The 22628-nt window shown below is 73.4% G+C and carries 20 protein-coding genes; 13 read left to right on the top strand and 7 right to left on the bottom strand.

Going from position 1 to position 22628, the window contains the following annotated elements; genetic code table 11:
* Window positions 1-13 precede the first annotated feature (13 nt).
* The 7 genes from AB0C33_RS06570 to AB0C33_RS06540 all read left to right on the top strand — a co-directional run bounded on the left by AB0C33_RS06570 (window position 14) and on the right by AB0C33_RS06540 (window position 6629).
* Window positions 14-445 (top strand): DUF350 domain-containing protein, encoded by a 432-nt coding sequence (locus AB0C33_RS06570; protein WP_352323647.1) that lies wholly within the window; start codon window positions 14-16, stop codon window positions 443-445.
* A gap of 95 nt (window positions 446-540) precedes the next feature.
* Window positions 541-1665, top strand: coding sequence for a helix-turn-helix domain-containing protein (locus tag AB0C33_RS06565; RefSeq protein WP_352358034.1), 1125 nt, complete (start codon window positions 541-543; stop codon window positions 1663-1665).
* Window positions 1666-1768: 103 nt separating this feature from the next.
* Complete coding sequence (locus tag AB0C33_RS06560) at window positions 1769-2665, top strand: ACP S-malonyltransferase (protein WP_358284298.1); 897 nt, start codon at window positions 1769-1771, stop codon at window positions 2663-2665.
* Window positions 2662-3615 carry a beta-ketoacyl-ACP synthase III gene (locus AB0C33_RS06555; protein WP_358284296.1) on the top strand — a complete coding sequence of 318 codons (954 nt, stop codon included), beginning with the start codon at window positions 2662-2664 and terminating at the stop codon, window positions 3613-3615. Before AB0C33_RS06560 ends, AB0C33_RS06555 begins: the two co-directional genes overlap by 4 nt.
* A gap of 81 nt (window positions 3616-3696) precedes the next feature.
* Window positions 3697-3936: an acyl carrier protein gene (locus tag AB0C33_RS06550; protein ID WP_125639869.1), complete on the top strand. Its 240-nt coding sequence runs from the start codon at window positions 3697-3699 to the stop codon at window positions 3934-3936.
* A gap of 36 nt (window positions 3937-3972) precedes the next feature.
* Entirely contained in the window at window positions 3973-5205 is a 1233-nt protein-coding gene (fabF, locus tag AB0C33_RS06545) for a beta-ketoacyl-ACP synthase II (RefSeq protein ID WP_358284293.1), read from the top strand.
* Window positions 5205-6629 carry a carboxyl transferase domain-containing protein gene (locus tag AB0C33_RS06540; RefSeq protein WP_358284291.1) on the top strand — a complete coding sequence of 475 codons (1425 nt, stop codon included), beginning with the start codon at window positions 5205-5207 and terminating at the stop codon, window positions 6627-6629. The genes fabF and AB0C33_RS06540 overlap by 1 nt, the downstream gene beginning before the upstream one ends.
* Window positions 6630-6767: 138 nt before the next feature.
* Here the strand turns inward: AB0C33_RS06540 and AB0C33_RS06535 are convergent, their stop codons facing one another.
* Window positions 6768-7262, bottom strand: a complete 495-nt coding sequence (locus AB0C33_RS06535; RefSeq protein ID WP_352323642.1) for a DUF3145 domain-containing protein — start codon at window positions 7260-7262, stop codon at window positions 6768-6770.
* A gap of 175 nt (window positions 7263-7437) precedes the next feature.
* On the opposite strand from AB0C33_RS06535, the gene AB0C33_RS06530 reads away from it, so the two are divergent.
* From AB0C33_RS06530 to AB0C33_RS06515, 4 genes are all read left to right on the top strand, one after another.
* Entirely contained in the window at window positions 7438-8451 is a 1014-nt protein-coding gene (locus tag AB0C33_RS06530) for a S8/S53 family peptidase (protein ID WP_358284289.1), read from the top strand.
* Between the two features lie 72 nt (window positions 8452-8523).
* Window positions 8524-9084: a sigma-70 family RNA polymerase sigma factor gene (locus tag AB0C33_RS06525; protein WP_352357697.1), complete on the top strand. Its 561-nt coding sequence runs from the start codon at window positions 8524-8526 to the stop codon at window positions 9082-9084.
* The gene (locus AB0C33_RS06520; RefSeq protein ID WP_352323638.1) at window positions 9081-9542 is read left to right on the top strand and encodes a hypothetical protein; all 462 of its coding nucleotides are present in this window, start codon (window positions 9081-9083) and stop codon (window positions 9540-9542) included. Before AB0C33_RS06525 ends, AB0C33_RS06520 begins: the two co-directional genes overlap by 4 nt.
* Window positions 9543-9596: 54 nt before the next feature.
* Window positions 9597-12149: a CHAT domain-containing tetratricopeptide repeat protein gene (locus tag AB0C33_RS06515; RefSeq protein ID WP_358284287.1), complete on the top strand. Its 2553-nt coding sequence runs from the start codon at window positions 9597-9599 to the stop codon at window positions 12147-12149.
* A gap of 13 nt (window positions 12150-12162) precedes the next feature.
* Here the strand turns inward: AB0C33_RS06515 and AB0C33_RS06510 are convergent, their stop codons facing one another.
* The 4 genes from AB0C33_RS06510 to AB0C33_RS06495 all read right to left on the bottom strand — a co-directional run bounded on the left by AB0C33_RS06510 (window position 12163) and on the right by AB0C33_RS06495 (window position 17533).
* On the bottom strand, window positions 12163-12975 hold the full coding sequence (locus AB0C33_RS06510) for a sulfurtransferase (RefSeq protein ID WP_358284284.1): 813 nt from the start codon (window positions 12973-12975) through the stop codon (window positions 12163-12165).
* Window positions 12972-14084, bottom strand: a complete 1113-nt coding sequence (locus AB0C33_RS06505; protein ID WP_358284282.1) for a nucleotide pyrophosphatase/phosphodiesterase family protein — start codon at window positions 14082-14084, stop codon at window positions 12972-12974. The genes AB0C33_RS06510 and AB0C33_RS06505 overlap by 4 nt, the downstream gene beginning before the upstream one ends.
* A 92-nt stretch (window positions 14085-14176) precedes the next feature.
* Window positions 14177-14767, bottom strand: a complete 591-nt coding sequence (locus AB0C33_RS06500) for a DUF5998 family protein (protein ID WP_352323634.1) — start codon at window positions 14765-14767, stop codon at window positions 14177-14179.
* Window positions 14768-14863: 96 nt separating this feature from the next.
* A complete protein-coding gene (locus AB0C33_RS06495) occupies window positions 14864-17533 on the bottom strand; it encodes a GNAT family N-acetyltransferase (RefSeq protein WP_358284279.1) in 2670 nt (889 codons plus the stop codon).
* Between the two features lie 167 nt (window positions 17534-17700).
* Between AB0C33_RS06495 and AB0C33_RS06490 the strand changes: the two genes are divergently transcribed.
* The gene (locus AB0C33_RS06490) at window positions 17701-18594 is read left to right on the top strand and encodes a sugar kinase (protein WP_352323632.1); all 894 of its coding nucleotides are present in this window, start codon (window positions 17701-17703) and stop codon (window positions 18592-18594) included.
* 51 nt (window positions 18595-18645) lie between these two features.
* Here AB0C33_RS06490 and AB0C33_RS06485 read toward each other — a convergent pair whose 3' ends face one another.
* Window positions 18646-20733: a RecQ family ATP-dependent DNA helicase gene (locus tag AB0C33_RS06485; RefSeq protein ID WP_358284275.1), complete on the bottom strand. Its 2088-nt coding sequence runs from the start codon at window positions 20731-20733 to the stop codon at window positions 18646-18648.
* Window positions 20734-20954: 221 nt separating this feature from the next.
* On the opposite strand from AB0C33_RS06485, the gene AB0C33_RS06480 reads away from it, so the two are divergent.
* On the top strand, window positions 20955-21707 hold the full coding sequence (locus tag AB0C33_RS06480) for a hypothetical protein (RefSeq protein ID WP_358284273.1): 753 nt from the start codon (window positions 20955-20957) through the stop codon (window positions 21705-21707).
* Here AB0C33_RS06480 and AB0C33_RS06475 read toward each other — a convergent pair.
* Window positions 21697-22533 (bottom strand): TauD/TfdA family dioxygenase, encoded by an 837-nt coding sequence (locus AB0C33_RS06475; protein WP_358284271.1) that lies wholly within the window; start codon window positions 22531-22533, stop codon window positions 21697-21699. The two genes, AB0C33_RS06480 and AB0C33_RS06475, sit on opposite strands and share 11 nt — an antisense overlap.
* Between the last annotated feature and the right edge of the window lie 95 nt (window positions 22534-22628).

Here is a 22628-nt window from a genome sequence, read left to right as displayed (position 1 = left end):
GATTGGAAATGACGTGACCCTTCTCGAAGTCCTGGCCCGCGGCGCCGGCGCGATCGCCGCGTACGCGGCCGTCGGCGTGATCCTGCTGATCGTCGGCTTCTACGTGATCGACTGGGCCACGCCCGGCAAGCTGAGCGAGATCATCCGCACCCAGCGCAACGCGAACGCGACGCTGCTCACGACGTCCGCGCTGGCGGCGATCGGGCTCATCGTGGCCGCGTCCATCTGGTCCTCCGGCGGCCGGCTGGCCGAGGGGCTCGCGGGCACGGCCGTGTTCGGGCTGGTCGGCATCGTGGTGCAGACGGTGGCGATGCTGGTGTTCGACAAGGTCGTCGGGATCTCCGTACGCGAGCTGGTGAAGGAGCCGGAGCTGCAGCCCGGCGCGCGCCTGCTGGCGGTCACCCACGTGGCGATCGGCCTGATCACGGCGGTTGCGGTCATCTGAAACACCACCGTTCCGGTCATCGGAAGCGACCTGGCACTCTAGGAGGCGTGACAGACCGGACCCGGGAGGACACCACGCGAAGGCTCGAGCGCGCCATGGGCGCGCTCGGCACGGCGGCGATGGCCCGCATGGACGACCAGCTCCCCTGGTTCCGGGCGCTCAGCGCCGAGGACCGCTCGTGGGTGGGCCTGGTCGCCCAGGCCGGCATCGCCGCGTTCGTGGAGTGGTTCCAGCACGCCGGCGAGAACCGGCCGACGCCCAGCATCGAGTTCTTCGGCACGGCCCCACGCGAGCTCAAGCGCTCGATCTCGCTCCAGCAGACGGTCGACATCGTCCGGATCGTGGTCGAGGTGGTCGAGGCCCAGACCGACGAGCTGGCCGCGCCGGGCGGCGAGGACCAGCTCCAGCAGGCCATGCTGCGCTACACCCGCGACGTGGCCTTCGCCGCCGCGCACGTCTACGCCCGCGAGGCCGAGGCCCGCGGCTCCTGGGACGCCAGGCTGGAGGCGCTGATCGTCGACGCGCTGGTGCGCGGCGAGGTCGACGACGGCCTCCACTCCTGGGCCGCCGCCCTCGGCTGGACCTCCTCCCCCGTCGTCGTGATCGCCGGGCACGCCCCCGACGACGACCCGCGCGCGGTCATCGACGGCCTGCGCGACAAGGGCCGCCGCATCGGCATGGACCTGCTGGCAGGCGTGCAGGCCGACCGGCTGATCGTGATCGTGGGCGGCGCCGACAGCGTCCACGACGCGGCCCGGCAGGTCGTGGCGCGCTTCGGCGTGGGCCCGATCGTCATCGGTCCCGAGGTGCCCGACCTGCACGCCGCCGCGCGGTCGGCGCGGGCCGCGCTGGCCGGGCTGAAGGCGTCCGCGGGCTGGCCGGACGCCCCCAGGCCGGTGCACGCCGAGGACCTGCTGGCCGAACGCGCCCTCGACGGCGACGCCGACGCCAGGGAGCAGCTCATCGAGAACGTCTACCTGCCGTTGGCCGGCACACCCCTGCTCGATACGCTGGCCACCTACCTCGAACAGGGCACCTCCCTGGAGGCGACGGCGCGGCTGCTGTTCGTGCACCCGAACACGGTCCGCTACCGTCTGAAGAAGATCACCGAGCTCACGGGCTACCAGCCCACCGAGGGCAGGTCGGCCTTCACGCTGCAGGTCGGTCTCATCCTGGGCCGGCTTTCCGAAGGCGCCGCGGCATGGCGGGCCCTAACGTAACATTCCCGAAATCTTCACTGTAGGGTTCCTACAAAGCACCCGGGACAAAGTTCGTACGGATCTCCATCCGCGTGTCGAAGTTCTACAGGGCATGGTGGTTTTTGTGCTTGTACTCGTCGCTCCGGGCCAAGGCGCCCAAACCCCAGGCTTCCTGACCCCCTGGCTTGAGTTGCCCGGTCTGGCCGACAGACTCGGCGCCTGGTCGGAGGTCGCCGGGATCGACCTGGTGGCCTACGGCACCACGGCCGACGCCGACGAGATCCGCGACACCGCCGTGGCCCAGCCGCTGCTGGTGGCCGCCGCGCTGGCCGCCGCCGAAGCGCTGGGGGCCTCCCCCGACGTGCTGGCCGGCCACAGCGTGGGCGAGTTCGCCGCGGCCGCGCTGGCCGGGGTGCTCACCTCCGAGCAGGCCCTGGGCCTGGTCCGCGAGCGCGCCCAGGCCATGGCCAAGGCCGCCGCCGTCACCGAGACCGGCATGACCGCCGTGCTCGGCGGCGTGGAGGCCGACGTGCTGGCCGCGATCGAGCGTCACGCGCTGACCCCGGCCAACATCAACGGCGCGGGCCAGATCGTGGCGGGCGGCACGCTGGAGCAGCTCGCCGCCTTCAAGGACGACGCGCCCGCCCGCGCCAGGCTCATCCCGCTCAAGGTGGCCGGCGCGTTCCACACCGAGCACATGGCCCCCGCCGTCGACGCCCTGCGCGAGGCGGCCTGGAACGTCGTGCCCGGCGACCCGCAGGTCACGCTGCTGTCCAACGCCGACGGCCGGCCCGCCGCCGGCGGCGCCGAGTTCGTCCAGCGGCTCATCTCGCAGATCAGCAGCCCCGTCCGCTGGGACCTGTGCATGGCGACGATGGCCGAGCTGGGCGTGACCAAGATGATCGAGCTGCTGCCCGGCGGCACGCTGACGGGGCTCGCCAAGCGCGGCCTGCGCGGCGTCGAGACCGTGGCGCTGAAGACACCCGACGACCTCGACGCGGCCAGGGAGCTGATCAAGTGAGGATCCCCGACATCGCCCCCGGCGCCCGGATTCTGGCCCTTGGCCATTACCAGCCGGACAACGTCGTCACCAACGACGACCTGGCCAAGACCATGGACACCAACGACGAGTGGATCCAGTCCCGCGTCGGGATCAAGGAGCGCCGGGTCGCCTCGGCCACCGAGTCCGTCGAGGACATGGCGGTCCAGGCCGGCGGCAAGGCGCTGGCCGCCAGCGGCCTGACCCCCGACGAGGTCGACCTGGTGATCGTGGCCACCTGCACGCTGGAGACCCAGATCCCCAACGCCGCGGCGGTCGTGGCCCACCGGCTGGGCATCAAGTCCCCGGGCGCCTTCGACGTCAACGCCGCCTGCGCCGGCTTCTGCTACGCGCTGGCCACCGCCAGCGCCGCCGTCCGCGGCGGCGCGGCCAGGAACGTGCTGGTCGTCGGCTCGGAGAAGCTGTCACAGTGGGTCGACTGGACCGACCGGTCCACGGCCGTGATCTTCGCCGACGGCGCCGGCGCCGCGGTGGTCGGCCCGACCGACACGCCCGGCATCGGCCCGGTCGTCTGGGGCAGCGCCGGCGACAAGTCCGAGGCCATCTCCATCGCCGACCGGACGAAGTTCCTCTCCCAGGAGGGCCAGACGGTCTTCCGCTGGGCCACCGCGCTGCACCCGGTGGCACTGGAGGCGTGCGCCCGCGCCGGGGTCGACCCCTCGGAGCTGGCGGCGTTCGTCCCCCACCAGGCCAACCTGCGCATCATCGAGGCCATCGCGCGCAAGCTCGGTGCCGACAAGGCCGTCATCGGCCGTGACATCGTCACCGCGGGCAACACGTCGGCGGCCTCCATCCCGCTCGCGCTCTCGCGGATGCTGGAGCGCGGCGAGGTCCGCTCAGGCGACCTCGCGCTCATCCTCGGCTTCGGCGCCGGTCTGACCTATGCGGGCCAAGTGATCGAGATTCCGTAGGATCCGGTACGGCTCCCGCCGTACCTCAGCTCGTACGGCGGAAGCCGTACAGAAACCAGAAAATGAAGGAGAAGTAGCGACATGGCTGCCACCGAGCAGGAGATCCTCGCGGGCCTCGGCAAGATCATCAACGAGATCACCGGCATTCCGGCCGGCGAGGTGACCCCCGAGAAGAGCTTCGTCGACGACCTCGACATCGACTCCCTGTCCATGGTCGAGATCGCCGTGGCCGCTCAGGACGAGTTCGGCGTCGAGATCCCCGACGACCAGCTGAAGAACCTGAAGACGGTCAAGGACGTCCTCAACTTCATCCAGGCCTGACACCCAGCAGTTCTGACCAGTAAGGAGCGCGAAAACGTGAGTGCGAACCGGGTACGTGTCGTCGTCACCGGGCTCGGCGCGACGACGCCCGTCGGTGGAGACGTCACCTCGACCTGGACGGCGCTCCTCGCCGGTCAGTCGGGTGTGGAGACCCTCACCACGGAGTGGATCGACTCCGTCCCCGTGCGGTTCGCGGGGACGGCGGCGGTCGACCCCACCGAGGTGCTGCCCCGCCCCGAGTCCCGCCGTCTCGACCGCAGCGAGCAGTTCGCCCTGGTCGCCGCCAGGGAGGCCTGGCAGGACGCCGGCGCCCCCGAGGTGGCCCCCGAGCGGCTGGGCGTCGTGGTCTCCAGCGGCATCGGCGGCATCAGCACCACCCTGACCGCCTACGACACGTGGAAGGAGCGCGGCTGGAACCGGCTGTCGCCCTTCACCGTGCCGATGCTCATGCCCAACGGCCCGGCCGCCTGGATCGGCATCGACCTGGGCGCCCAGGCGGGCGTGCACGCCACCGTCTCCGCCTGCGCCTCCGGCGCCGAGGCGATCGGCTACGCCATGGACATGATCCGGCTCGGCCGCGCCGACGTGGTGGTCGCCGGCGGCACCGAGGCCGCCATCCACGGCCTCAACATCGCCGCCTTCGCCGCCGCGCGGGCGATGTCCACCCGCAACGACGACCCGCAGGGCGCCTCCCGGCCGTGGGACCGCGACCGTGACGGGTTCGTGCTCGGCGAGGGCGCCGGCATCGTGGTGCTGGAGTCCGAGGAGCACGCCAAGGCGCGCGGCGCGCGCATCTACGCCTACGCCTCCGGCGTCGGCTACTCGGCCGACGCCCACCACATCACCCAGCCCGAGCCCGAGGGCCGCGGCATCATCATGGCGATGACGCAGGCGCTGACCGACGCCGAGATCACCGGCCTCGACGTCAAGCACGTCAACGCGCACGCCACCTCCACCCCGGCGGGCGACGTCGGCGAGGTGCAGGCCGTGGCCAAGGCCATCGGCACCCACCCGCTGGTCACCTCGACCAAGTCCATGACCGGTCACCTGCTCGGCGGCGCCGGCGGCATCGAGTCCGTCTTCACGATCAAGGCGCTGCAGGAGCGGATCGTCCCGGCCACCATCAACCTCGACAACCTCGACGACGGCATCGAGGTCGACATCGTCCACGGCGCGAACCGCTCGCTGCCGCAGGGCGACATCGCCGCGGTCAACAACTCCTTCGGGTTCGGCGGGCACAACGTGACCGTCGTCTTCAAGGGGGCTTGATGACCGTACTGGACAGCCGGGTGGTGGGTGAAGGCTCCGGCCAGGAGCCCGCCGACCCCCGCGATCCAGTCGTCCGCCTGGCAGCGCTGCTCGACGAGGGCTCGCTGCGGCTCATCACCCCGCAGGACAACAGCGGCGTCCTGGCCGCCATGGGCAGGATCGAGGGCGTGCCCGTCGCCGCCTTCTGCAGCGACGCGCGCTACCAGGGCGGCGCGATGGGCAGCGAGGGCTGCGAGCACATCGTGCACGCCTACGACGTGGCCGTCCGCGAGCGGGTGCCGGTCATCGGCATCTGGCACTCCGGCGGCGCCCGGCTCGCCGAAGGCGTCGAGTCGCTGCACGCAGTCGGCCGGGTGTTCGCGGCCATGACCAAGGCGTCGGGCGTCGTACCGCAGATCTCGGTGGTCGTCGGCCCGGCGGCCGGCGGCGCCGCCTACGGCCCCGCGCTCACCGACCTGGTGATCCTGGCCGACACCGGCCGCATCTTCGTGACCGGCCCCGACGTCGTGCGCAGCGTCACCGGCGAGAGCGTCGACAGCGAGGCGCTGGGCGGCCCCGAGCCGCACAGCAGGCGCAGCGGCGTCGTGCACGTCGTCACCAAGACCGAGGCCGAGGCCTACCTCCAGGCGCGCCGGCTCGCCACGCTGCTCGGTCACCAGGGCCGGGTGCGGCCCGGCGCGGTCGAGGAGGTCGACTTCTCCTCGCTGCTGCCGGAGTCCGCGCGCCGGGCCTACGACGTCAAGCCGCTGGTCAACGGCCTGCTCGACGAGGCCGGCGTCGAACTGCACGCCAAATGGGCGCCCAACGTCGTCACGTCCCTGGGCCGTCTCGGCGGCCGGACGGTCGGCGTCGTCGCCAACAACCCGTTGCGGCTGGGCGGCTGCCTCGACGCCACGTCCGCCGAGAAAGCCGCTCGCTTCGTACGTATGTGTGACGCGTTCGGAGTGCCGTTGGTTGTCCTCGTGGACGTACCCGGTTACCTGCCGGGCGTCGGCCAGGAGCACGACGGCGTCGTCCGGCGCGGCGCCAAGCTGCTGCACGCCTTCGCCGAGGCGTCGGTGCCCCGGGTCACCGTGGTCACGCGCAAGGCGTACGGCGGGGCGTACATCGCGATGAACTCGCGGGCGCTGGGCGCCACCAAGGTGTTCGCCTGGCCGACCACCCAGGTGGCGGTCATGGGGGCGGTGGCGGCGGTGCGCGTGCTCAAGCGGCGCGAGCTCGCCGCCGCGTCCGAGGAGGAGCGGCCCGCGCTGGAGCAGCGGCTCGCCGAGGAGCACGAGCAGCTCGCCGGCGGCCTGGCCCGCGCCCAGGAGCTGGGCGTCATCGACGAGGTGATCAAGCCCGCCGAGACGCGCGGCGCCATCGCCAAGGTGCTCGCCCAGGCCACCCCGGCCAGGGGCGCCCACGGCAACATCCCGCTGTAGAGGACGGTTCCACGCGAAAGGCCCCGCACCGCGACCCGGTGCGGGGCCTTTCCGTTGTTCGGGAAGCCGGACGGCTCCAGGGCATGACGTGCTTGCCGCGGGCCGCCCCGGCAGGCGCTCGGCGGGAGGCGGGAGGGGTCAGACGGCGGCGTGCAGCCAGCGGACGGGAGCGCCGTCGCCGGCGTACCTGAACGGCTCCAGCTCTTCGTCCCACGGCCGGCCGAGCAGCTTGTCGAGCTCGTCCTCCAGCACGCACCGGCCCTGGGCGGCCATCATCATGGCGGCACGCAGGCGGTCTTCGGGGATCATGATGTCCCCGGCCGCGCCGATGACCGCCGTGAAGGCGCCGAGCGTCGGCGTGTAGGCGTGTCTGGAGCCGTCGACGCCGGGCGAGGGATCCTCGGTGATCTCGAATCTCAGGCGCTGCCAGCCCATGAGGGAAGAGGCGATGGCCGCCGCGATGCCGGCGCGGCCCTCCCACTCCGCCTGCGCGCGCACGACGTTCGGCGCGGCTGGTTGCGGAGTCCACGTCAGATCAACGGGCACGCCGAGGACACCCGCGACTGCCCATTCGATGTGAGGGCACAGCGCGGGCTGAGCCGAGTGGACGTAAAGCACGCCACGAGCAGACACCGGACCTCCCGTTTCGGTACGAGGTGCGCCTTCCCCAACGGCCTCGCCCCGGGATGATCACAAGTGACTAGGGGAAGACTACCGTCGGTCGCCATCGGACACCAGAGGGGGGCCATACCAAGTTGGTGCGGGCGTGTCACGTGACAGTTGTGGCGGGCGGGGAAACAACCGGCTCATGGACATGCAATCTGTCGGCGAGGCGTTCATCCGGCCAGGTCAGGTGCTGGTCGACCGGGGCGCGGTGTCGGCCGCCGCCCGCTGGACGCAGGCGGTCTCCGAGGCCGACGGGGTCACCGTCCTGCATCTGTCGGCCGGGGTGGACCCGTGCGAGATCACCGCCGAGCTTCGTGACCGGGGCTTCCGGGCCTCACCCAACCACGTGCTCACCGGCCAGCCGCTGTTCTTCGGCGGACCGGCGTCCCGGCCGTTCCCCACGCCGCCCATATCCTTCAGGCCGGCCAGGTCGCGTTCGGACGTGGTCGTGGCCCTGCTCGACACCGGCGTGGCCAAGCACCCGTGGTGGTCGGGCAGCGACTGGTACTCCAGGCTCGGCCCGGAGAGCGCCGACGCGGCCCAGGGGGCGCAGGCCGGGCACGGCACGTTCGTCGCCGGCCTGCTGGCCCGCCGGGCCCCGGGCGCCCGGCTGCGGGTCCGCCGGGTGCTCGACGGCGACGGCCTGGGCGACGAGGCGACCGTGGTGCGCACCCTCCACCGCATGCGCGAGGACCCGCCCCAGGTGCTCAACCTCTCCTTCGGCTGCCACTCCTTCGACGACCGGCCGCCGCCCCTGCTGGCCGACGCCATCGGCGCGCTGAAGGACACCGTGACAGTGGCCTGCGCCGGCAACACTGCCTCCGACCGGCCGTTCTGGCCCGCCGCCCTGCCGTGCGCGGTGGGCGTGGCGGCCCTCGACGCCGCCCAGGAGCGCCGCGCGCCCTTCTCCGGGTACGGCACCTGGGTCGACGCCTGCGCCCGCGGCGACTGGCTGACCAGCAGTTTCCTGGACACCGGCGAGTTCGCCGGCTACGCGGCCTGGAGCGGCACGTCGTTCGCCACCGCGCTGGTGTCGGGGGCCGTGGCCGACGCCGCCCGGCGCGAACCCGCCAAGGAAGCCGTCGAACGACTGCTCGACCCCCGGCAGTCCCGGCAAATTCCCGATCTGGGAGTTCTCGTACCGACGAGTCTGTAGAGTTTACGCTCAGTCCTCGGCCAATCACGGTGAGGCAGGATGACCTCCCCGTGCGGGACGAAAGGAGGCCGCATGAGCGACTTGCGCGATCCGGCGGAGCTGCTCCGCGACGCGGCCGACGGCGACCGATCCGCCTGGGACGAGATGGAGTCCCGGTTCGGCCCGCGCATGTGGGCGCTGGCCCGCTCGTGCGGGCTGGGCGAGGCCGACGCCGCCGACGCGGTCCAGGGCGCCTGGCTGCGGCTGCTCCAGCACATGCACGACATCCGCGACCCCTCGCGGGTGGGCGGCTGGCTGATGACCACCACCCGCCGTGAGGCGCTCCTCCTGCTCCGGAAGGAGCCGTCGGGCCTGCTGGTCGCCGATCCGGAGGGCAGGCCCACCTTCGGGGCCGTCGAGGAGCCCGATCCGGCGTCCGCCGTGCTGGAGGCCGACGGCAGGCGGCTGCTGTGGAAGTCGGTCTCCGCCCTGCAGGAACCCTGCCGCACGCTGCTGCAGCTGGTCGCGACCGATCTGGGAAACCAGCAGATGGCGATGCGGCTCGGATTGCCCGTGGGCAGCGTGGGGCCGACCAGGGCCCGCTGCCTGGAGAAACTGCGCACTCTGCTCTCACTACAGGAGACAGCGCAATGATCAACGACGAGTACTTCCTGGCGGCGCTCCGGCTGGCCGCCGGCATGGATCCGATGCCCGGGCACGTGTCGGCCGCCGCGCGTGACATCTACGGGCTGCGCGTCCCCCAGGCGGTGACCGCCAACCCCGCCGACCACGGCGGTGGCCGGGCGGCGCGGTCCGGCGCGCCCGACCGCGACGACGGCTCGCATCTGGTGCGGTTCGTCACCGACGGTCTCACCTTCGACCTGGAGGTGACCGTGGGCGACGGGCTGATCGACGTCGCCGGGCAGATCTTTCCTGATCCCGGGGAGGGCGCCGCCATCGACGTGCGCACCCCCCACCTGACGCTCACCCGGCAGGTCGCCCAGGACGGCCGGTTCGCCGCCACCGGGCTGCCGCCCGGATGGCTGAGCATCGTGTGCCACCGTCCCGGTCATGCCCCCGTCCAGACCAGGTGGGTGCGCATCCGGCCGTGACGCCGCCGCCCACGCAGTACGCCCCCACCCCTCCTCCCCGCCGGTCAGCCCCCCATGAGCGTCACTTCTCCCCCACCGGGATCAGCACCCGACCACGGCCCGCTCGTCGAGGCGGCCGAGGCCGCCGTGCTGCGCGCGCACGTCGATCCCGAGCAGGCCCTTTACGCCGGCCGCACCGTCCTGGCCGCCGCCCGCCGCGCCGAGGCGCCCGAAGCCGAGGCGATCGCGCTGCGCGCCATGGCTCTGGCCGCCCGCGAGCTGGGCGACCTCCTCAGCGCCGAACACTGCCTGCGGCAGGCCATCGCCACTCCGGGCGCCCCGGCCGAGCGCCAGGCCCAGGCGCGGCTGTCGCTGGTCACCGTGCGCACCGAGCGCGGGCACCCGCTCCAGGCCCTGCGCGTGGCCGCCCTGGCCTGGGCCTACCTGTCGCCCCTCGACCGCGCCAAGCTCGACACGCAGCGCGCGGTCGCCCTGGCCCACCTGGGCCGCCACCAGGAGGCCATCGCCGCCTGCGACCGGTCGCTGCGGGCCCTGGTGGCCGCGCCCGGCACGGTCGACGACCGGCGTTTCCTGGCCGGCGGCCTGCTCAACCGCGGCCTGATCCACGCCTACCGCGGCGACTGGGACGCCGCCATGCGCGACATCGCGGCCTGCCTGCAGATCGCCCAGTACGCCGGCCTGCGCCACCTGGCCCGGCTGTCGGCCGCCAACCTGCCGTTCCTGGCCGTGCGGCGGGGGGACATCGCGGGCGCGTTCGAGCACTACCGGGAGGCCGAGGACACCCTGTTCGGCTTCCCCGAGCGGCTGGCCACGATGCGGGCCGACTTCGCCGGCGCGCTGCTGGCGGCGCACCTGCCCGGCGAGGCCAGGGCGATGCTGAGCCTGGCCGTGCCCGATCTGGAGTCCTCCGGCGCGCAGGTGGCGCTGGCCGAGGCGCGGCTGAAGCTGGCCCAGGTCGAGCTGCTCACCGGCGACCCCCACCGGGCCCGGCAGGTGGCCGAGCAGGCGGCGCGCGAGCTGGCCGAGCAGGAGCGGCTGTCGTGGCTGCCGCTGGCCGGCGAGGTCGTCCTGCGCGCCAGGCTGGCGATAGGGCCGGTCACGTCCGAGCTGGTCACCGATCTGATCAAGTGCGCCGACGAGCTGGAGGACGTCTCCTCGCACGTGGCCGCCGCCGCGGCGCTGCGGCTGAGCGCGGCCGAGGCGGCGCTGGCCGTCGACGACCATCCGGTGGCCTCGGCGCAGCTGCGCAGGCTCACCCGGCACGCCGAGCGCGCCGAACGCTGGATGCCGGCCGGCACCCGCCTGACCTCGCTGGCCCCCGAGCCGCAGACCACGCAGCTCGCGCAGATCCCGGCGACCGTCCGCCAGCACGCCCTGGCTCTGGAGGCGGCCCTGCGGGAGGACGTCACGGGGGCGCTGCGGGCGGTCCGCGACGGGCTGGCCGAGGTGAGCGGACAGGTGGAGACGTTCGAGGATCCGGCGCTGCGGGCGCACGCGGCCCGGTCCGGTGAGCGGCTGGCCGCCTTCGGGCTGGGCCTGGCGGTGCGCGACGGGTACGCGGGCGAGGTGTTCGAGTGGGCCGAGCGGTGGCGCGCGGTCGCGGCGCCGGAACACGCGTGCGGCCTGGTGGAGATCGACCGGGTCCGGGCGGCGCTCGACGGCGCGGCGCTGGTGGAGTTCGTGGCCGAGGAGGAGACGCTGCTGGTGGTGCTGATCACCGCTGACCGGCTGATCCTGCGGCGGCTGGGCGGCGTGCGGCAGGCGCGTGAGGCGATCATGCGGCTGCGCCACGCCCTGCGTCAGTGGGGTGCGGGGCTCGACGTGGCCGGTCCCGCGCAGGCGCTCACCGAGCTGACCGGCGCCGGCGCGGAGCTGGAGCGGCTGCTGCTGGGGCCGCTCGCGGCCGAGCTGGGTGACCGGCCGCTGGTGGTGGTGCCGGTGGGGCCGCTGCACACCCTGCCCTGGGGCGCGCTGCCGGGGCTGCGCGAGCGTCCTGTGAGCGTGGCGGCGAGCGCGGCGGCGTGGGTGGGCGCGCGGCGGCGGGCCCGCGTGCGGGAGGGAGCGCCGGTGGTGCTTGCGGCGGCCGGGCCCGAGCTGGCCCACGCGGAGGAGGAGGTGGCCCGCGTGCTGGCCTGCCATCCGGGCGCGCGGGCGGTGCCCGGCCGCCGGGACGCCGTGCTGGCGGCGCTCGGCGAGGCCGACGTCCTCCATCTGGCCGCGCACGGCGCCTTCCACGCCCGCAGCCCGCTGCTGTCCGGCATCACCCTCGGCGACGGGCAGCTCATGGCCTACGACCTGCTGGGCCTGCACCGCGCGCCGGAGCTGGTCGTGTTGTCGGCGTGCAACTCGGGCATGGCCCGCACGCCGGCGGAGGGGGCGCCGCTGGGGCTGCCGGGCACGTTCCTGGCGCGCGGGAGCTCGTGCGTGGTGGCGGGGATGGTGCCCATCGGGGACGAGGCCGCGATGGCCATGATGGGCGCCTTCCACGAGCTGCTGGCCGATGGGCAGGCGCCGGACGCGGCTCTGGCCTGCGCGTCGGCCAAGACCGGCCTGCTGGGGTTCGTCTGTTTCGGGGCGGGCGACCGGCCGGTCCGTCCGGCCGGCTGACCGCGTTCGGGCGTCAGCCGGTGGCCACCGGGCGGGCGAGGTCGGCGACCCAGTTCGACCAGGAGCCGACGTAGAGGGCCGCGGGCACGCCGGCCAGCTCCAGGGCCAGCACCTCGTGGGCGGCGGTGACCCCCGACCCGCAGTAGGCGCCCACCGGGACGCCCTCGCGCACGCCCAGCCCGGCGAAGCGGTCGCGCAGGACGGCCGGGGCGAGGAACCTGCCGCCCTGGTCGACGTTGCCGGTCGTGGGCGCGCTCACCGCGCCGGGCACGTGCCCGGCCACCGGATCGACGGGCTCGACCTCGCCCCGGTACCGCTCGGCGGCGCGGGCGTCGAGCAGCACGCCCTCGGCGGCCACCGCGGCGGCCTCGTCGGCGGTCAGCGTCGGCATGCCGCCGGGCCTGGCGGTGAAGTCGCCCGGCGCGACCTCGGGCTCGTCCTTCGTGATCGGCAGGCCGGCCTCGGCCCAGGCCGCCAGGCCGCCGTCGAGCACGCGTACGGACCGGTGGCCGAAGTAGCGCAGGGCCCACCAGGCGCGGGCGGCGGTCGTGGAGCCGGCGTCGTCGTAGACCACGACCGGGCGCCCGTCGGACACGCCCAGCGCGCGCATGGCCCGCTGGAACTCGTCGGCGCCGGGCAGCGGGTGGCGGCCGGCGGGACCGGGCGGCGCGGCGAGGTCGGCGTCGACGTCGCAGAAGACGGCGCCCGCGAGGTGCCCCTCTCGATAGAGCTGCACGCCGGGCGGGCCGCCGAGCCGCCAGCGCACGTCGAGCACGGACACGTCGGGCAGCGCGGCGAGCTCGGCGGGCGTGATCAGCGCACTCATCGGGTGGATACCTCCAGCAGCGGGACGTTGAGCTCGGCGGCGGTCAGCGAGCCGTGGTAGCCGGTGAACAGCGCCTCGATCGGATGACGGGTGGGGGCGGTGAGGGCCAGACCGGCGCGGGGCACGGCCACGACGTCGCCGATGCGGCCCAGCCACGCCTCGCGCACCCGGGGCCCGAACCAGCCGGACTCGACCGCCTCCTGCCTGGACACTACCCAGGCGCGGTCGCTGAGCGTCGCGCGCCACGCCTCCAGGACGTGCCCGGCGGCTCCGGGTTCGGCGTAGACGTGCCTGGCCCGGGCCTCGCCGCCGAGCAGCGCCACGCCCTCGGTCAGCGCGGGCACCCGCTCGGCGTCGAGCTTCTCGGTGGCGTTGACCATGCCGTGGTCGGCGGTGACGTAGAGGGCCGAACCGGGCGGCAGCGACTCGGCCAGCCGCCGGGCCAGGCCGTCGACGACGGCCAGCTCGCCCAGCCACTCCTCGCCACCCCATCCGGACATGTGGCCGACGGCGTCGAGCTTGCCGTAGTAGGCGGTGACGTGGGCGCGGGGCGCGGCGCGCAGCGCCTCGCCGACGCGGGCGACGGTGTCGTCGACGCCGTCGGCGGGCACGTGGCGCACGCCTCGGTACACGGCCCTGGTCAGGCCGGAGCCCTCGAACTCGGCGGGGGCGACGTAGACGGCGTCGACGCCCTGGGCCGCGGCTCGCTGGTAGACGGTGGGGGCGGGCTGCCACTCGTCGGGGTCCATCGTCCGGCCGCCGGGGAGGGTCCAGCGCAGGCAGTTGAACAGGTGGCCGGTGCCGGGGACGGCCAGCGTCAGGCCGACCATGCCGTGCTCGCCCGGGGTCAGGCCGGTGCCGAGCGAGCACAGGCTGGTGACGGTGGTGGCGGGGAAACCGGCGGTGAGGGTGCGGGCGGGCAGGGCGGACAGGAAGGGGGCGGTCTCGGGGTGGGCGCGGAGCAGCTCGGCCCCCAGGCCGTCGACCAGGAGCAGGCAGACGCGCGCCGCGGGGTCGAGGGCCAGCGGGTTGGGCTCGGTCAGGCCGAGGGCGGCCAGCAGCGAACCGGGGAGGTCCGCCAGCGACCCGGCGCCGTAGTCCGGCAGCATCCCCACATCCTAGTGGCCGGGGGTGGTCAGGCGGCGGCCCTGACGGTCATCTGGGGTGGCCGCGCGATGCGCCGAACGGCGGGCCGTCGTGGTCAGGCGGCGGCTCGGGCGGTGGCCTCGGACAGGGCCTTGGCGAAGGCCAGCACGTGGGTGACCGCCTCGGGGCCGTCGGCCGCCTCGCTGACCCGCAGCGACAGGTCGTCAGCCGTGATCGCGCCGGTGTAGCCGTGGTCGGCGTCGCAGTTCTCGTCGCCGCAGGTGGCCGGCTCCAGGTCGACGTGGGAGATCGCGCCCCAGCCGATGGTGAGGGTGACCTCCGTGGGCGGGACGCCCGGCACGTAGGAGGCCGGGTCGGGCACCACGCGGGTGACGGCCACCGACTGCACGCGGCTCAGCCGGACCGCCTCGGTGGTCGTGGACGCGTGGGAGGCCGAGACGCCCTCGACCGCCGGATGCTCGTCGGTGTGGCAGACCAGCAGCCTCGTCGTCGACAGCACCAGGACGGTGACGTGCCTGCGGACCTCCATCGCGGGATCGAAGGTGGCCTCGTGGTGGACCACGAACGCGGTCACGGCCTCCTTGCCCAGCGCGGATTCGACCGCATCGGTGACGAGGTCGGGGTAGTAGCCGCTGCGCTCGATCGCTTCACGCAGGCCCGCGGCTGAGACTCGGGTTTCCCTCATGCCTCCATCCTGCCAGGGCCGCGCAGTGCACTCACCCGCCAGACATAACGCTCTATGAACGTCTTTGTCCAGACATGAACGACATTGTGCGCGCGGTCAGGAGAGCCTTCTCGGGCCGCCGTCCAGGCGTGGTCCGGCCGGGGTGCGCAGAGTGGCGCGGGCGCCCAGGATGAGCACCTCCGACTCGCCCACCAGCACCTGGTCGAGGTCGAGCCGGGCCACCTGCGGCAGGTCGTTGGCCAGGCGGCCCACGCGGACGAGCAGCTCCTCCAGGGCGGGGACGGCGACGGGCGGGTAGCCGTACTCGCCGAACAGCAGCGGGGCCGCGCGTACGGAACGCACCAGGGCGGCGGCATCCTCGCCGGTCAGCGGCGCCAGCCGGAAGCCCTGGTCGAGCAGCAGCCGGGCGGTCACCTCACCGAGCCCGAACGAGACCACCGGCCCGAACGCGCGGTCCTCGACGACCCCCACGACGGTGGGCACGGCCGGCTGCGGCGCCATGCGCTGCACGGCCAGCTCGACCCGCTCGCCGAGCTGGTCGGCGAACTCGGCGTAGGCGTGGCGCACCATCTCGGGGCCGGTGAGCCCCAGGCGTACGGTGCCCGCGCGGCGCGAGGCCCCCGGGTCGGCCACCTTGAGCACCACGGGCCAGCCGAGCCGTTCGGCGGCGGCCACGGCCTCCTCCGGCGAGCGGACGACCTCGGCGGGCCAGACGGTCAGCCCGTAGGACGACAGCAGCTCGGTGGCGTCGATCTCGACCGGCGGGCCCGGCTCGGCGAACCCGCCCGGCTCCTCCCCCGCCGGGGCAGGGGCGCCGGACAGCGCGGCCAGCACCAGCTCGCGGGCGCGGGCTGTGTCGAGGCCGTCGAGCTCGGGCGGCGGCACGGCCGGATGCGCCCGCCAGGTGGCGTACCGCACGACGTGGGCCAGGGCCCTGACCGCCTCCTCCGGAGCCGCGTACGACGGGATGGAGCCCCGCGCGGGCGTGCCGCCGGAGCCGCTGGGCACGCGCAGCGACGGATGCATGCCGAGATGCCCGCGGAACGTGGCCAGCACCGGCTTGGCGGACCCCTGCGAGACGCGCAGCAGCTCGGCCGCCACCTCGTCCGACTCGCCGGGGATCGGCGGCATGTAGATCACGACGGCCGCGTCGACCTCGTCGGCGGCCAGCTCGCCGGCGAGCGCCGCGCCGAACTCGGCCGGCCCGGCCGCGGCGCCCAGGTTGACCGGCGGGCGCGGTTCGAGGCCGGCCGCCAGGCAGGAGTCGGCGGCCAGCAGGCCGAGGGCGTCGGAGTTGGTCACGAGCGCGACCCTGGGCCCGGCGGGCAGCGGCTGGTAGGCCAGCAACTGGCCCACGTCGAAGAGCTGGATGAGGTCGTCGACCCTGATCAGGCCGGCCTGGGCGAACAGGGAGCTGATCGCGGAGTCGGGCAGCCCGAGCTCCTCGGCCGAGTGGCCGGCCGGGGTGCCGCCGCTCTTGACCACCACGATCGGCTTGTTGCGCGCGATGCGCCTGGCCAGCCGGGTGAACTTGCGCGGGTTTCCCAGCGACTCCAGGTAGAGCAGGATGACCTCGGTCGCGGCGTCCTCCTCCCAGTACTGCAGGAGGTCGTTGCCCGAGACGTCGGCGCGGTTGCCGGCCGAGACGAACGACGAGATGCCCATGCCGCGCTGGGCCACGCGCTGGAGCAGCGCGGTGCCGAGCGCGCCCGACTGGCTGAAGAAGCCCACCCGGCCGCGGCCCGGCACGGTGGCGGCCAGCGTGGCGTTGAGCTTGACGGCCGGGTCGGTGTTGGCGATGCCCAGGCAGTTGGGGCCGACCACGCGCAGGCCGTAGGAGCGGGCGATGCGGGCCAGCTCGTCCTGCCGGGCGCGGCCGGACGCGCCGGTCTCGCCGAACCCGGAGGAGACCACGACCAGCCCGTGCACGCCCTTCTCGGCGCACTCCTTGACCACGTCGAGGACGCCCTCGGCGGGCACGGCCACGACCGCCAGGTCGACCTCGCCGTCGATCTCGGTCACGCTGGGGTAGGCCCGCACGCCCGCGACGGCCCGCACCTGCCGGTGGACGGGGTAGACCGGGCCGGTGAAGTCGGCCGCCAGCAGGTTGCGCAGGACGGTCTGGCCGACGCCGCCGGGCTCGCGCGAGGCGCCGATGACCGCGACCGAGCCGGGGGCCAGCAGGCGCGCGATCGACCGCGACTCGGCCCGGTGCTCGCGCGAGGTCGTCACCTCGGCCGAGGTCTCGGTCGGGGTCAGGTCGAGGGTCATGCGGACGACGCCGTCGGCGAACTGGCTCTGCGCGGTGTAGCCGGCCTGTCGCAGGACGCCCATCATCTTCATGTTGGCGGGCAGCACGTCGGCGACGAACCGCTCGATGCCGCGCTCGCGGGCCGTGGCCGCCAGGTGCTCCAGCAGCACGGAGGCCACGCCCCTGCCCTGGTGGGCGTCCTCGACCAGGAAGGCGACCTCGGCCTCGCCCGGCTCGGTGCGGTCGTAGCGGATGACCGCGACCATCTCGGCGCCGATGGTGGCGATGAGGGCCACGCGGTTGACGTAGTCGACGTTGGTGAAGCGCTCGACGTCGCGGTCGGACAGCCGGGGCCGTGGGCCGAAGAACCGGAAATAGATCGACTCGGCCGACAGACGGGAGTAGAAAGCACGCAGACGGTCGGCGTCGGCGGGCCTGATGGGGCGCACGTGCGCGGTGCCTCCGTCGGCCAGGACGACGTCGGCCTCCCAGTGAGCCGGATACTGTGCCTCCACGCCACGAGCGTAAACCCGCATCCCACATGCCAAGACCGGCGGGCCTCTTGGGCAACGCTTGTGCATCGACTGCTGCCCGGTGTCCGGGGTCAGCCCCACGAACAGCCCGGAAGCTGTTAGTTTTGCCGTGGCCAGGGTCGTTCTGAAGGCAGCAAGGTGGTGGCATCATGACGCGGGTCGTCGTGGTGGGCGATCTCATGACCGACGCGGTCGCGCGCGCCCGTTACGCGCTCGCCAGGGCGAGTGACACGCCCGCGATCGTGACGATGCACGGCGGCGGCTCCGGCGCCAACATCGCCTCGTGGCTCGCCGTCGAGGGCGCGGAGGTGGCCTTCATCGGCCGCCGGGGCGCCGACATCACCGGCCGCAACCGCGACATGGAGCTGATGGGCTACGGCGTCGACGCCCGGCTCGTCATGGATCCCGAGCGGCCCACCGGCACCTGCGTGGTGCTCGTCACGCACAAGGGCGAGCGCACGATGCTCTCCGACCCGGGCGCCAACGCCGCCCTGTCCCCCGAAGACCTGCCGCGCGACCTGTTCGCCTCGGGCGCCCACCTGCACCTTTCGGGCTACACGCTGGTCAACGAGGGCTCGCGCGACGCCGGTCTGGCGGCGCTCGACATGGCGCGCCGCACGGGCATGTCGATCTCGGTCGACTGCGCCTCCTCGGCGCCGCTGGAGCGCACGGGCGCCGAGCCGTTCCTCGAATGGACCAACGGCGCGAAGCTGCTGTTCGCCAACATCGACCAGGCCAAGGTGCTGACCGGCCGCGACGACGCCGAGGCCGCCGCCAAGGTGCTCACCGCGTGGTTCCCGCAGGTCGTCATCAAGATGAACGCCGAGGGCGCGCTGTGGTTCAGCAACGGCCGCCCCGACCCGGTCCGGGTGGCCGCCGAGCCGGTCGACAAGATCGTCGACGGCACGGGCGCGGGTGACGCGTTCTCGGCCGGGTTCCTGCCGCCGTGGCTGGCCGGCAAGCCGCCGGCCGAGTCGCTGGCCGCCGGGTGCCGGCTCGCCGCCAAGGCCATCATGCACCTGGGCGCGCGCCCGCCGTTCTGACCCGCTCCCCGGCCGGGCTTCCCCTGCCCCGGCCGGGCTTCCTTCCGCCGGTCAGGACGTGGTGGCCAGCGCGAGCGGCAGCACCGCCGGCGCGCCGGCGTGCCGGATCAGGGCCGCCGCCAGGGTCATCGTCCAGCCCGTGTCCACGCGGTCGTCGATCAGCAGCACCGGGCCGCCGCACTGCGCGATCGCGGCGCCGAGGTCCTTCGGCATCGCCAGCGTGCCCCTGATCGCCTGGACGCGCTTGGCGCTGTTGAACTGCCGGCCGGGCGACCCCGCCCGGTAGCCCAGCTCGCCCAGGTAGGTCAGCCGGCCCACCTGCGCCAGCCGTTCGGCGAAGCCGCGCACGAGCAGCGGGCGCGTGGCCGACGGCACGTTGACCACGGCCACCGGCCGCTCCTGCCAGTCCCACGCCGACAACACCTGGACGACGGCCTTGAACATGTCGTCGGCCATCGGCCCGTCGGCTCCGGCGAGCAGCTCGCGCAGCCGGTTGCCCCAGCCGATGTCGGTCAGCCGGCCGAGCGCGCGGCCCGGCTCGGCGCCGAGTTCGGGCTTGATCCTGCCGGACAGGTCGGCCAGGCCGGTGGGCCACTGCCTGCGCGCCTCGATCTCGACGCCGGGCCTGCTCAGACGCTCGCGGGCGGTCTCGACGGCCTGGGCGGCGATCTCCGGCGAGCGGTGGCGGCCGGTGCAGTTGTCGCAGCGGCCGCAGGGCGTGGCGGTGTCGTCGTCGAGGTGCCTGCGCAGGTACTGCTCGCGGCACTCCTCGGTGGTCAGGTAGCGCAGCATGGCGTCCTGCTCGGCCTTGCGCTCGGCGGCGATGCGGGCGTAGCGCTCGGTGTCGTAGGCCCAGGGCTCGCCGGTGGACTCCCAGCCGCCCTTGACCCGGCGCACGGCTCCGTCGACGTCGAGGACCTTGAGCATCATCTCCAGGCGGCTGCGGCTCAGGTCGACCGCGGTCTCCAGGGCCTGGGTGGACATCACGCCGCCCTGTTCGAGCGCCTGGAGCGTGGCGCGCACGACGGGCTCGGGCGGGAAGGCCAGGGAGGTGAAGTAGGCCCAGATCTCGCGGTCTTCCGTGCCGGGCAGCAGGATGACCTCGGCCCGCTCGACGCCGCGCCCGGCCCGGCCGACCTGCTGGTAGTAGGCGACGGGCGACTGCGGCGCGCCGACGTGCACGACGAAGCCCAGGTCGGGCTTGTCGAACCCCATGCCGAGCGCGCTCGTGGCGACCAGCGCCTTGATCTTGTTGTTGAGCAGCGCCTCCTCCGCGGCCAGCCGCTCGGCCGGGTCGGTCTGGCCGGAGTAGGCGGCCACCTCGTGGCCCTGCTCGCGCAGGTAGCCGGCGATCTCGTGGGCGGCGGCGACGGTGAGCGTGTAGACGATGCCGGAGCCCGGCAGCTCGCGCAGGGTCTGGGCCAGCCAGGCCAGGCGCTGCTCGGCCGAGGGCAGCTTGACGACGCTCAGGTGGAGGCTCTCGCGCTCCAGCGGGCCGCGCAGCACGAACGTGCCCTCGCCCATCTGCTCGGCGACGTCGCGGGTGACGCGGGCGTTGGCCGTGGCGGTGGTGGCCAGCACCGGGATGCCGGGCGGCAGCTCGTCGAACAGCGTGGCGAGCCGGCGGTAGTCGGGCCGGAAGTCGTGGCCCCAGTCGGAGATGCAGTGGGCCTCGTCGACGACCACGAGCCCGGCGCTCTCGGCCAGCTCGGGCAGCACGTTGTCGCGGAAGTCGGGGTTGTTGAGCCGCTCGGGGCTGACCAGCAGCACGTCGACCATGCCCTCGGCGACCTGGCCGTAGATCTCCTCCCACGCCTCGGGGTTGGCGGAGTTGATGGTGACGGCCCTGATGCCGGCGCGCTCGGCGGCGGCGATCTGGTTGCGCATGAGGGCGAGCAGCGGCGAGACGATGACCGTGGGGCCCTCGCCGAGCTCGCGCAGCAGGGCTGTGGCCACGAAGTAGACGGCGGACTTGCCCCAGCCGGTGCGCTGCACGACGAGCACCCTGCGCCGGTCGAGCACGAGCGCCTCGATGGCGGACCACTGGTCGTCTCGCAGCCGGGCGTGGTCGCCGGCCAGGGCCCGCAGCCGCTCCTCGGCCTCTTCGCGCAGCATCGCCGCGTCGGGGGCTTCAATCATGCCCCCCTTATTACCAGCTTCCACCGACGGAACAGGCCCACCGCGCGTCCCCGCCCGGACGAAGGTGCGGGGTCCGCCGTGCGGAACCGGGGGGCCGGACGGAACGTTGAGCAGACGTCAAGCGCTTTCGCCCCCCAGGAGGGCTGATGACGGGGCTTGTCCACACCCCGGTCGTACCGGCGGCGACGCGTCGCCGGAGGAACACGAAAGATCACTTTGAGATGATGGCCCGGGTGGTGCTGGCCGTCATGATCCTCACCACGGCGGGCTGCGCCGGGACCGATGTGAAGGCGTCCTACCACCCCGCCTTCCTGCCGGTGAAGCTGGAATGGGGAAGCGACGGCAAGGTGCAGGTCTCGGGGGAGACCTCGCTGGTCACGCCGGTCGGCATCTTCTCGATCGGCGCCGAGTACAACCTGCCCGAGGCCGACGACGACGCCTTCTACGTCGTCGTCCGCGACGCCCGCAGAAGCCCGGACAAGCCGGACGTGGCCGGCTTCGATCACATCTACAAGGTCAACAGCGGTTCCGGCGAGTTCATGGCCGTGGTGAACGGCACGGCCGTGATCCAGGTCGTCCGCCGGCAGGTGCTCATCGACGTGACGAACGGCGCCGTGCGGACCATCGAGTTCAAGAACGCCCAGGCCACCGTCAAGGAGCGGTCGGCGGGCATCGGGGAGCGCTGGCAGGAGTACTGGGACACCTCCTTCTACTCCCCCATGGCGCTGTCCAGGTGGGCCTACGACGACTCCACGATGTCGAGCTGGTTCGGCCTGGGCTTCCTGTGGTTCCTGGTGCGCCTCGCGCTGGCGATCGTGCTCGGGGTGGTGGACGTGCTCCTCGTGGTCGGGTGCACGCTCGCCGCCGTGGCGTACGTGCTGGTCGGCCCGACCGGACGCAACATCGTCTACGGCGTGGAGACGCTGCTGTTCCTGTTCTTCGCCCTGTCAGGTTGGGCCGCGCTCAAGCTGTGAGGCGCTCCTCGTCCGCGTGCTCGGGGAAGGCGTTGATCGTGACGCGGTGCATGCGGCGGCGTTCGGTGTAGTCGGCGACCGCGTAGTGCTGGGTGGGTCGGTTGTCCCAGAAGGCCAGCGTGCCGGGACGCCAGTTCAGCCTGCACTGGTACTCGGGCGAGCGGATGTGGTCGATGAGCAGCGGCAGCAGGGCCTCGTTCTCCCGGTCGCTCAGCCCCACCAGGCGGGTGGTGGAGGCCCGGTTGACGAACAGGGCCTTGCGCCCGGTCTCGGCGTGCACGCGGACCACCGGGCGCTCCACCGGCGGCCACTTGGCCTGGATCTCGGCCAGGTCGAACGGGTGCCCCTTGGAGATCGCCTTCTTCATCGACATCGTGATGTCGTGCACGGCGGTCAGCTCGTCGCACAGCCGCTGGATCGACGGCGACAGCGTCTCGTAGGCCAGGTAGGTGTTGGCCCAGCAGGTGTCGCCGCCCACGCTCGGCAGTTGCATGCAGCGCAGCAGCGAGCCCATCGGCGGCGTGGGCTCGAAGGTGTTGTCGCTGTGCCATTCGTCCCCGCCCTCGCCCTTCGGGGAGGTCTGGTCGAGGATGTGGATCGGGCTGCCGGAGTCCTTCTTGAACGCCGGATGGTTGATCGTGCCGAAGTTGAGGGCGAACTGCAGGTGCTGCTCGTCGTCGATGTGCTGGTCGCGGAAGAACAGCACCAGGTGCCGCAGCCACCCCTCGCGCAGGGTCGCGACGTCTTCCGGGGAGAGGGGTTTGCGCAGATCGACCCCGGTGACCTCGGCGCCGATGTGCTTGGTCACGGGATGGAACTCGATCATGGCGAAGCCTCCGGAGGCGGGTGGACGGGGTCCTCGCCTCTGACGGTAAGACCCAAGCAATTGCTTGGTCAAGAGCAGGGCGGCGCGCCGACGAG

Origin of the sequence: Nonomuraea sp. NPDC048881 (assembly GCF_040649795.1) — a bacterium.
Taxonomy (GTDB): domain Bacteria; phylum Actinomycetota; class Actinomycetes; order Streptosporangiales; family Streptosporangiaceae; genus Nonomuraea.
This window is presented reverse-complemented; position numbering and strand designations above follow the sequence as displayed.

Bases quoted from the DNA above. Each gene is read 5' to 3' on its own strand.
- AB0C33_RS06565 (WP_352358034.1), top strand. From the start codon at position 541: ATGGGCGCGCTCGGCACGGCGGCGATGGCCCGCATGGACGACCAGCTC.
- AB0C33_RS06550 (WP_125639869.1), top strand. From the start codon at position 3,697: ATGGCTGCCACCGAGCAGGAGATCCTCGCGGGCCTCGGCAAGATCATC.
- AB0C33_RS06540 (WP_358284291.1), top strand. From the start codon at position 5,205: ATGACCGTACTGGACAGCCGGGTGGTGGGTGAAGGCTCCGGCCAGGAG.
- AB0C33_RS06530 (WP_358284289.1), top strand. From the start codon at position 7,438: ATGGACATGCAATCTGTCGGCGAGGCGTTCATCCGGCCAGGTCAGGTG.
- AB0C33_RS06525 (WP_352357697.1), top strand. From the start codon at position 8,524: ATGAGCGACTTGCGCGATCCGGCGGAGCTGCTCCGCGACGCGGCCGAC.
- AB0C33_RS06520 (WP_352323638.1), top strand. From the start codon at position 9,081: ATGATCAACGACGAGTACTTCCTGGCGGCGCTCCGGCTGGCCGCCGGC.
- AB0C33_RS06515 (WP_358284287.1), top strand. From the start codon at position 9,597: ATGAGCGTCACTTCTCCCCCACCGGGATCAGCACCCGACCACGGCCCG.
- AB0C33_RS06510 (WP_358284284.1), bottom strand. From the start codon at position 12,975: ATGAGTGCGCTGATCACGCCCGCCGAGCTCGCCGCGCTGCCCGACGTG.
- AB0C33_RS06505 (WP_358284282.1), bottom strand. From the start codon at position 14,084: ATGCTGCCGGACTACGGCGCCGGGTCGCTGGCGGACCTCCCCGGTTCG.
- AB0C33_RS06500 (WP_352323634.1), bottom strand. From the start codon at position 14,767: ATGAGGGAAACCCGAGTCTCAGCCGCGGGCCTGCGTGAAGCGATCGAG.
- AB0C33_RS06490 (WP_352323632.1), top strand. From the start codon at position 17,701: ATGACGCGGGTCGTCGTGGTGGGCGATCTCATGACCGACGCGGTCGCG.
- AB0C33_RS06485 (WP_358284275.1), bottom strand. From the start codon at position 20,733: ATGATTGAAGCCCCCGACGCGGCGATGCTGCGCGAAGAGGCCGAGGAG.
- AB0C33_RS06480 (WP_358284273.1), top strand. From the start codon at position 20,955: ATGATGGCCCGGGTGGTGCTGGCCGTCATGATCCTCACCACGGCGGGC.
- AB0C33_RS06475 (WP_358284271.1), bottom strand. From the start codon at position 22,533: ATGATCGAGTTCCATCCCGTGACCAAGCACATCGGCGCCGAGGTCACC.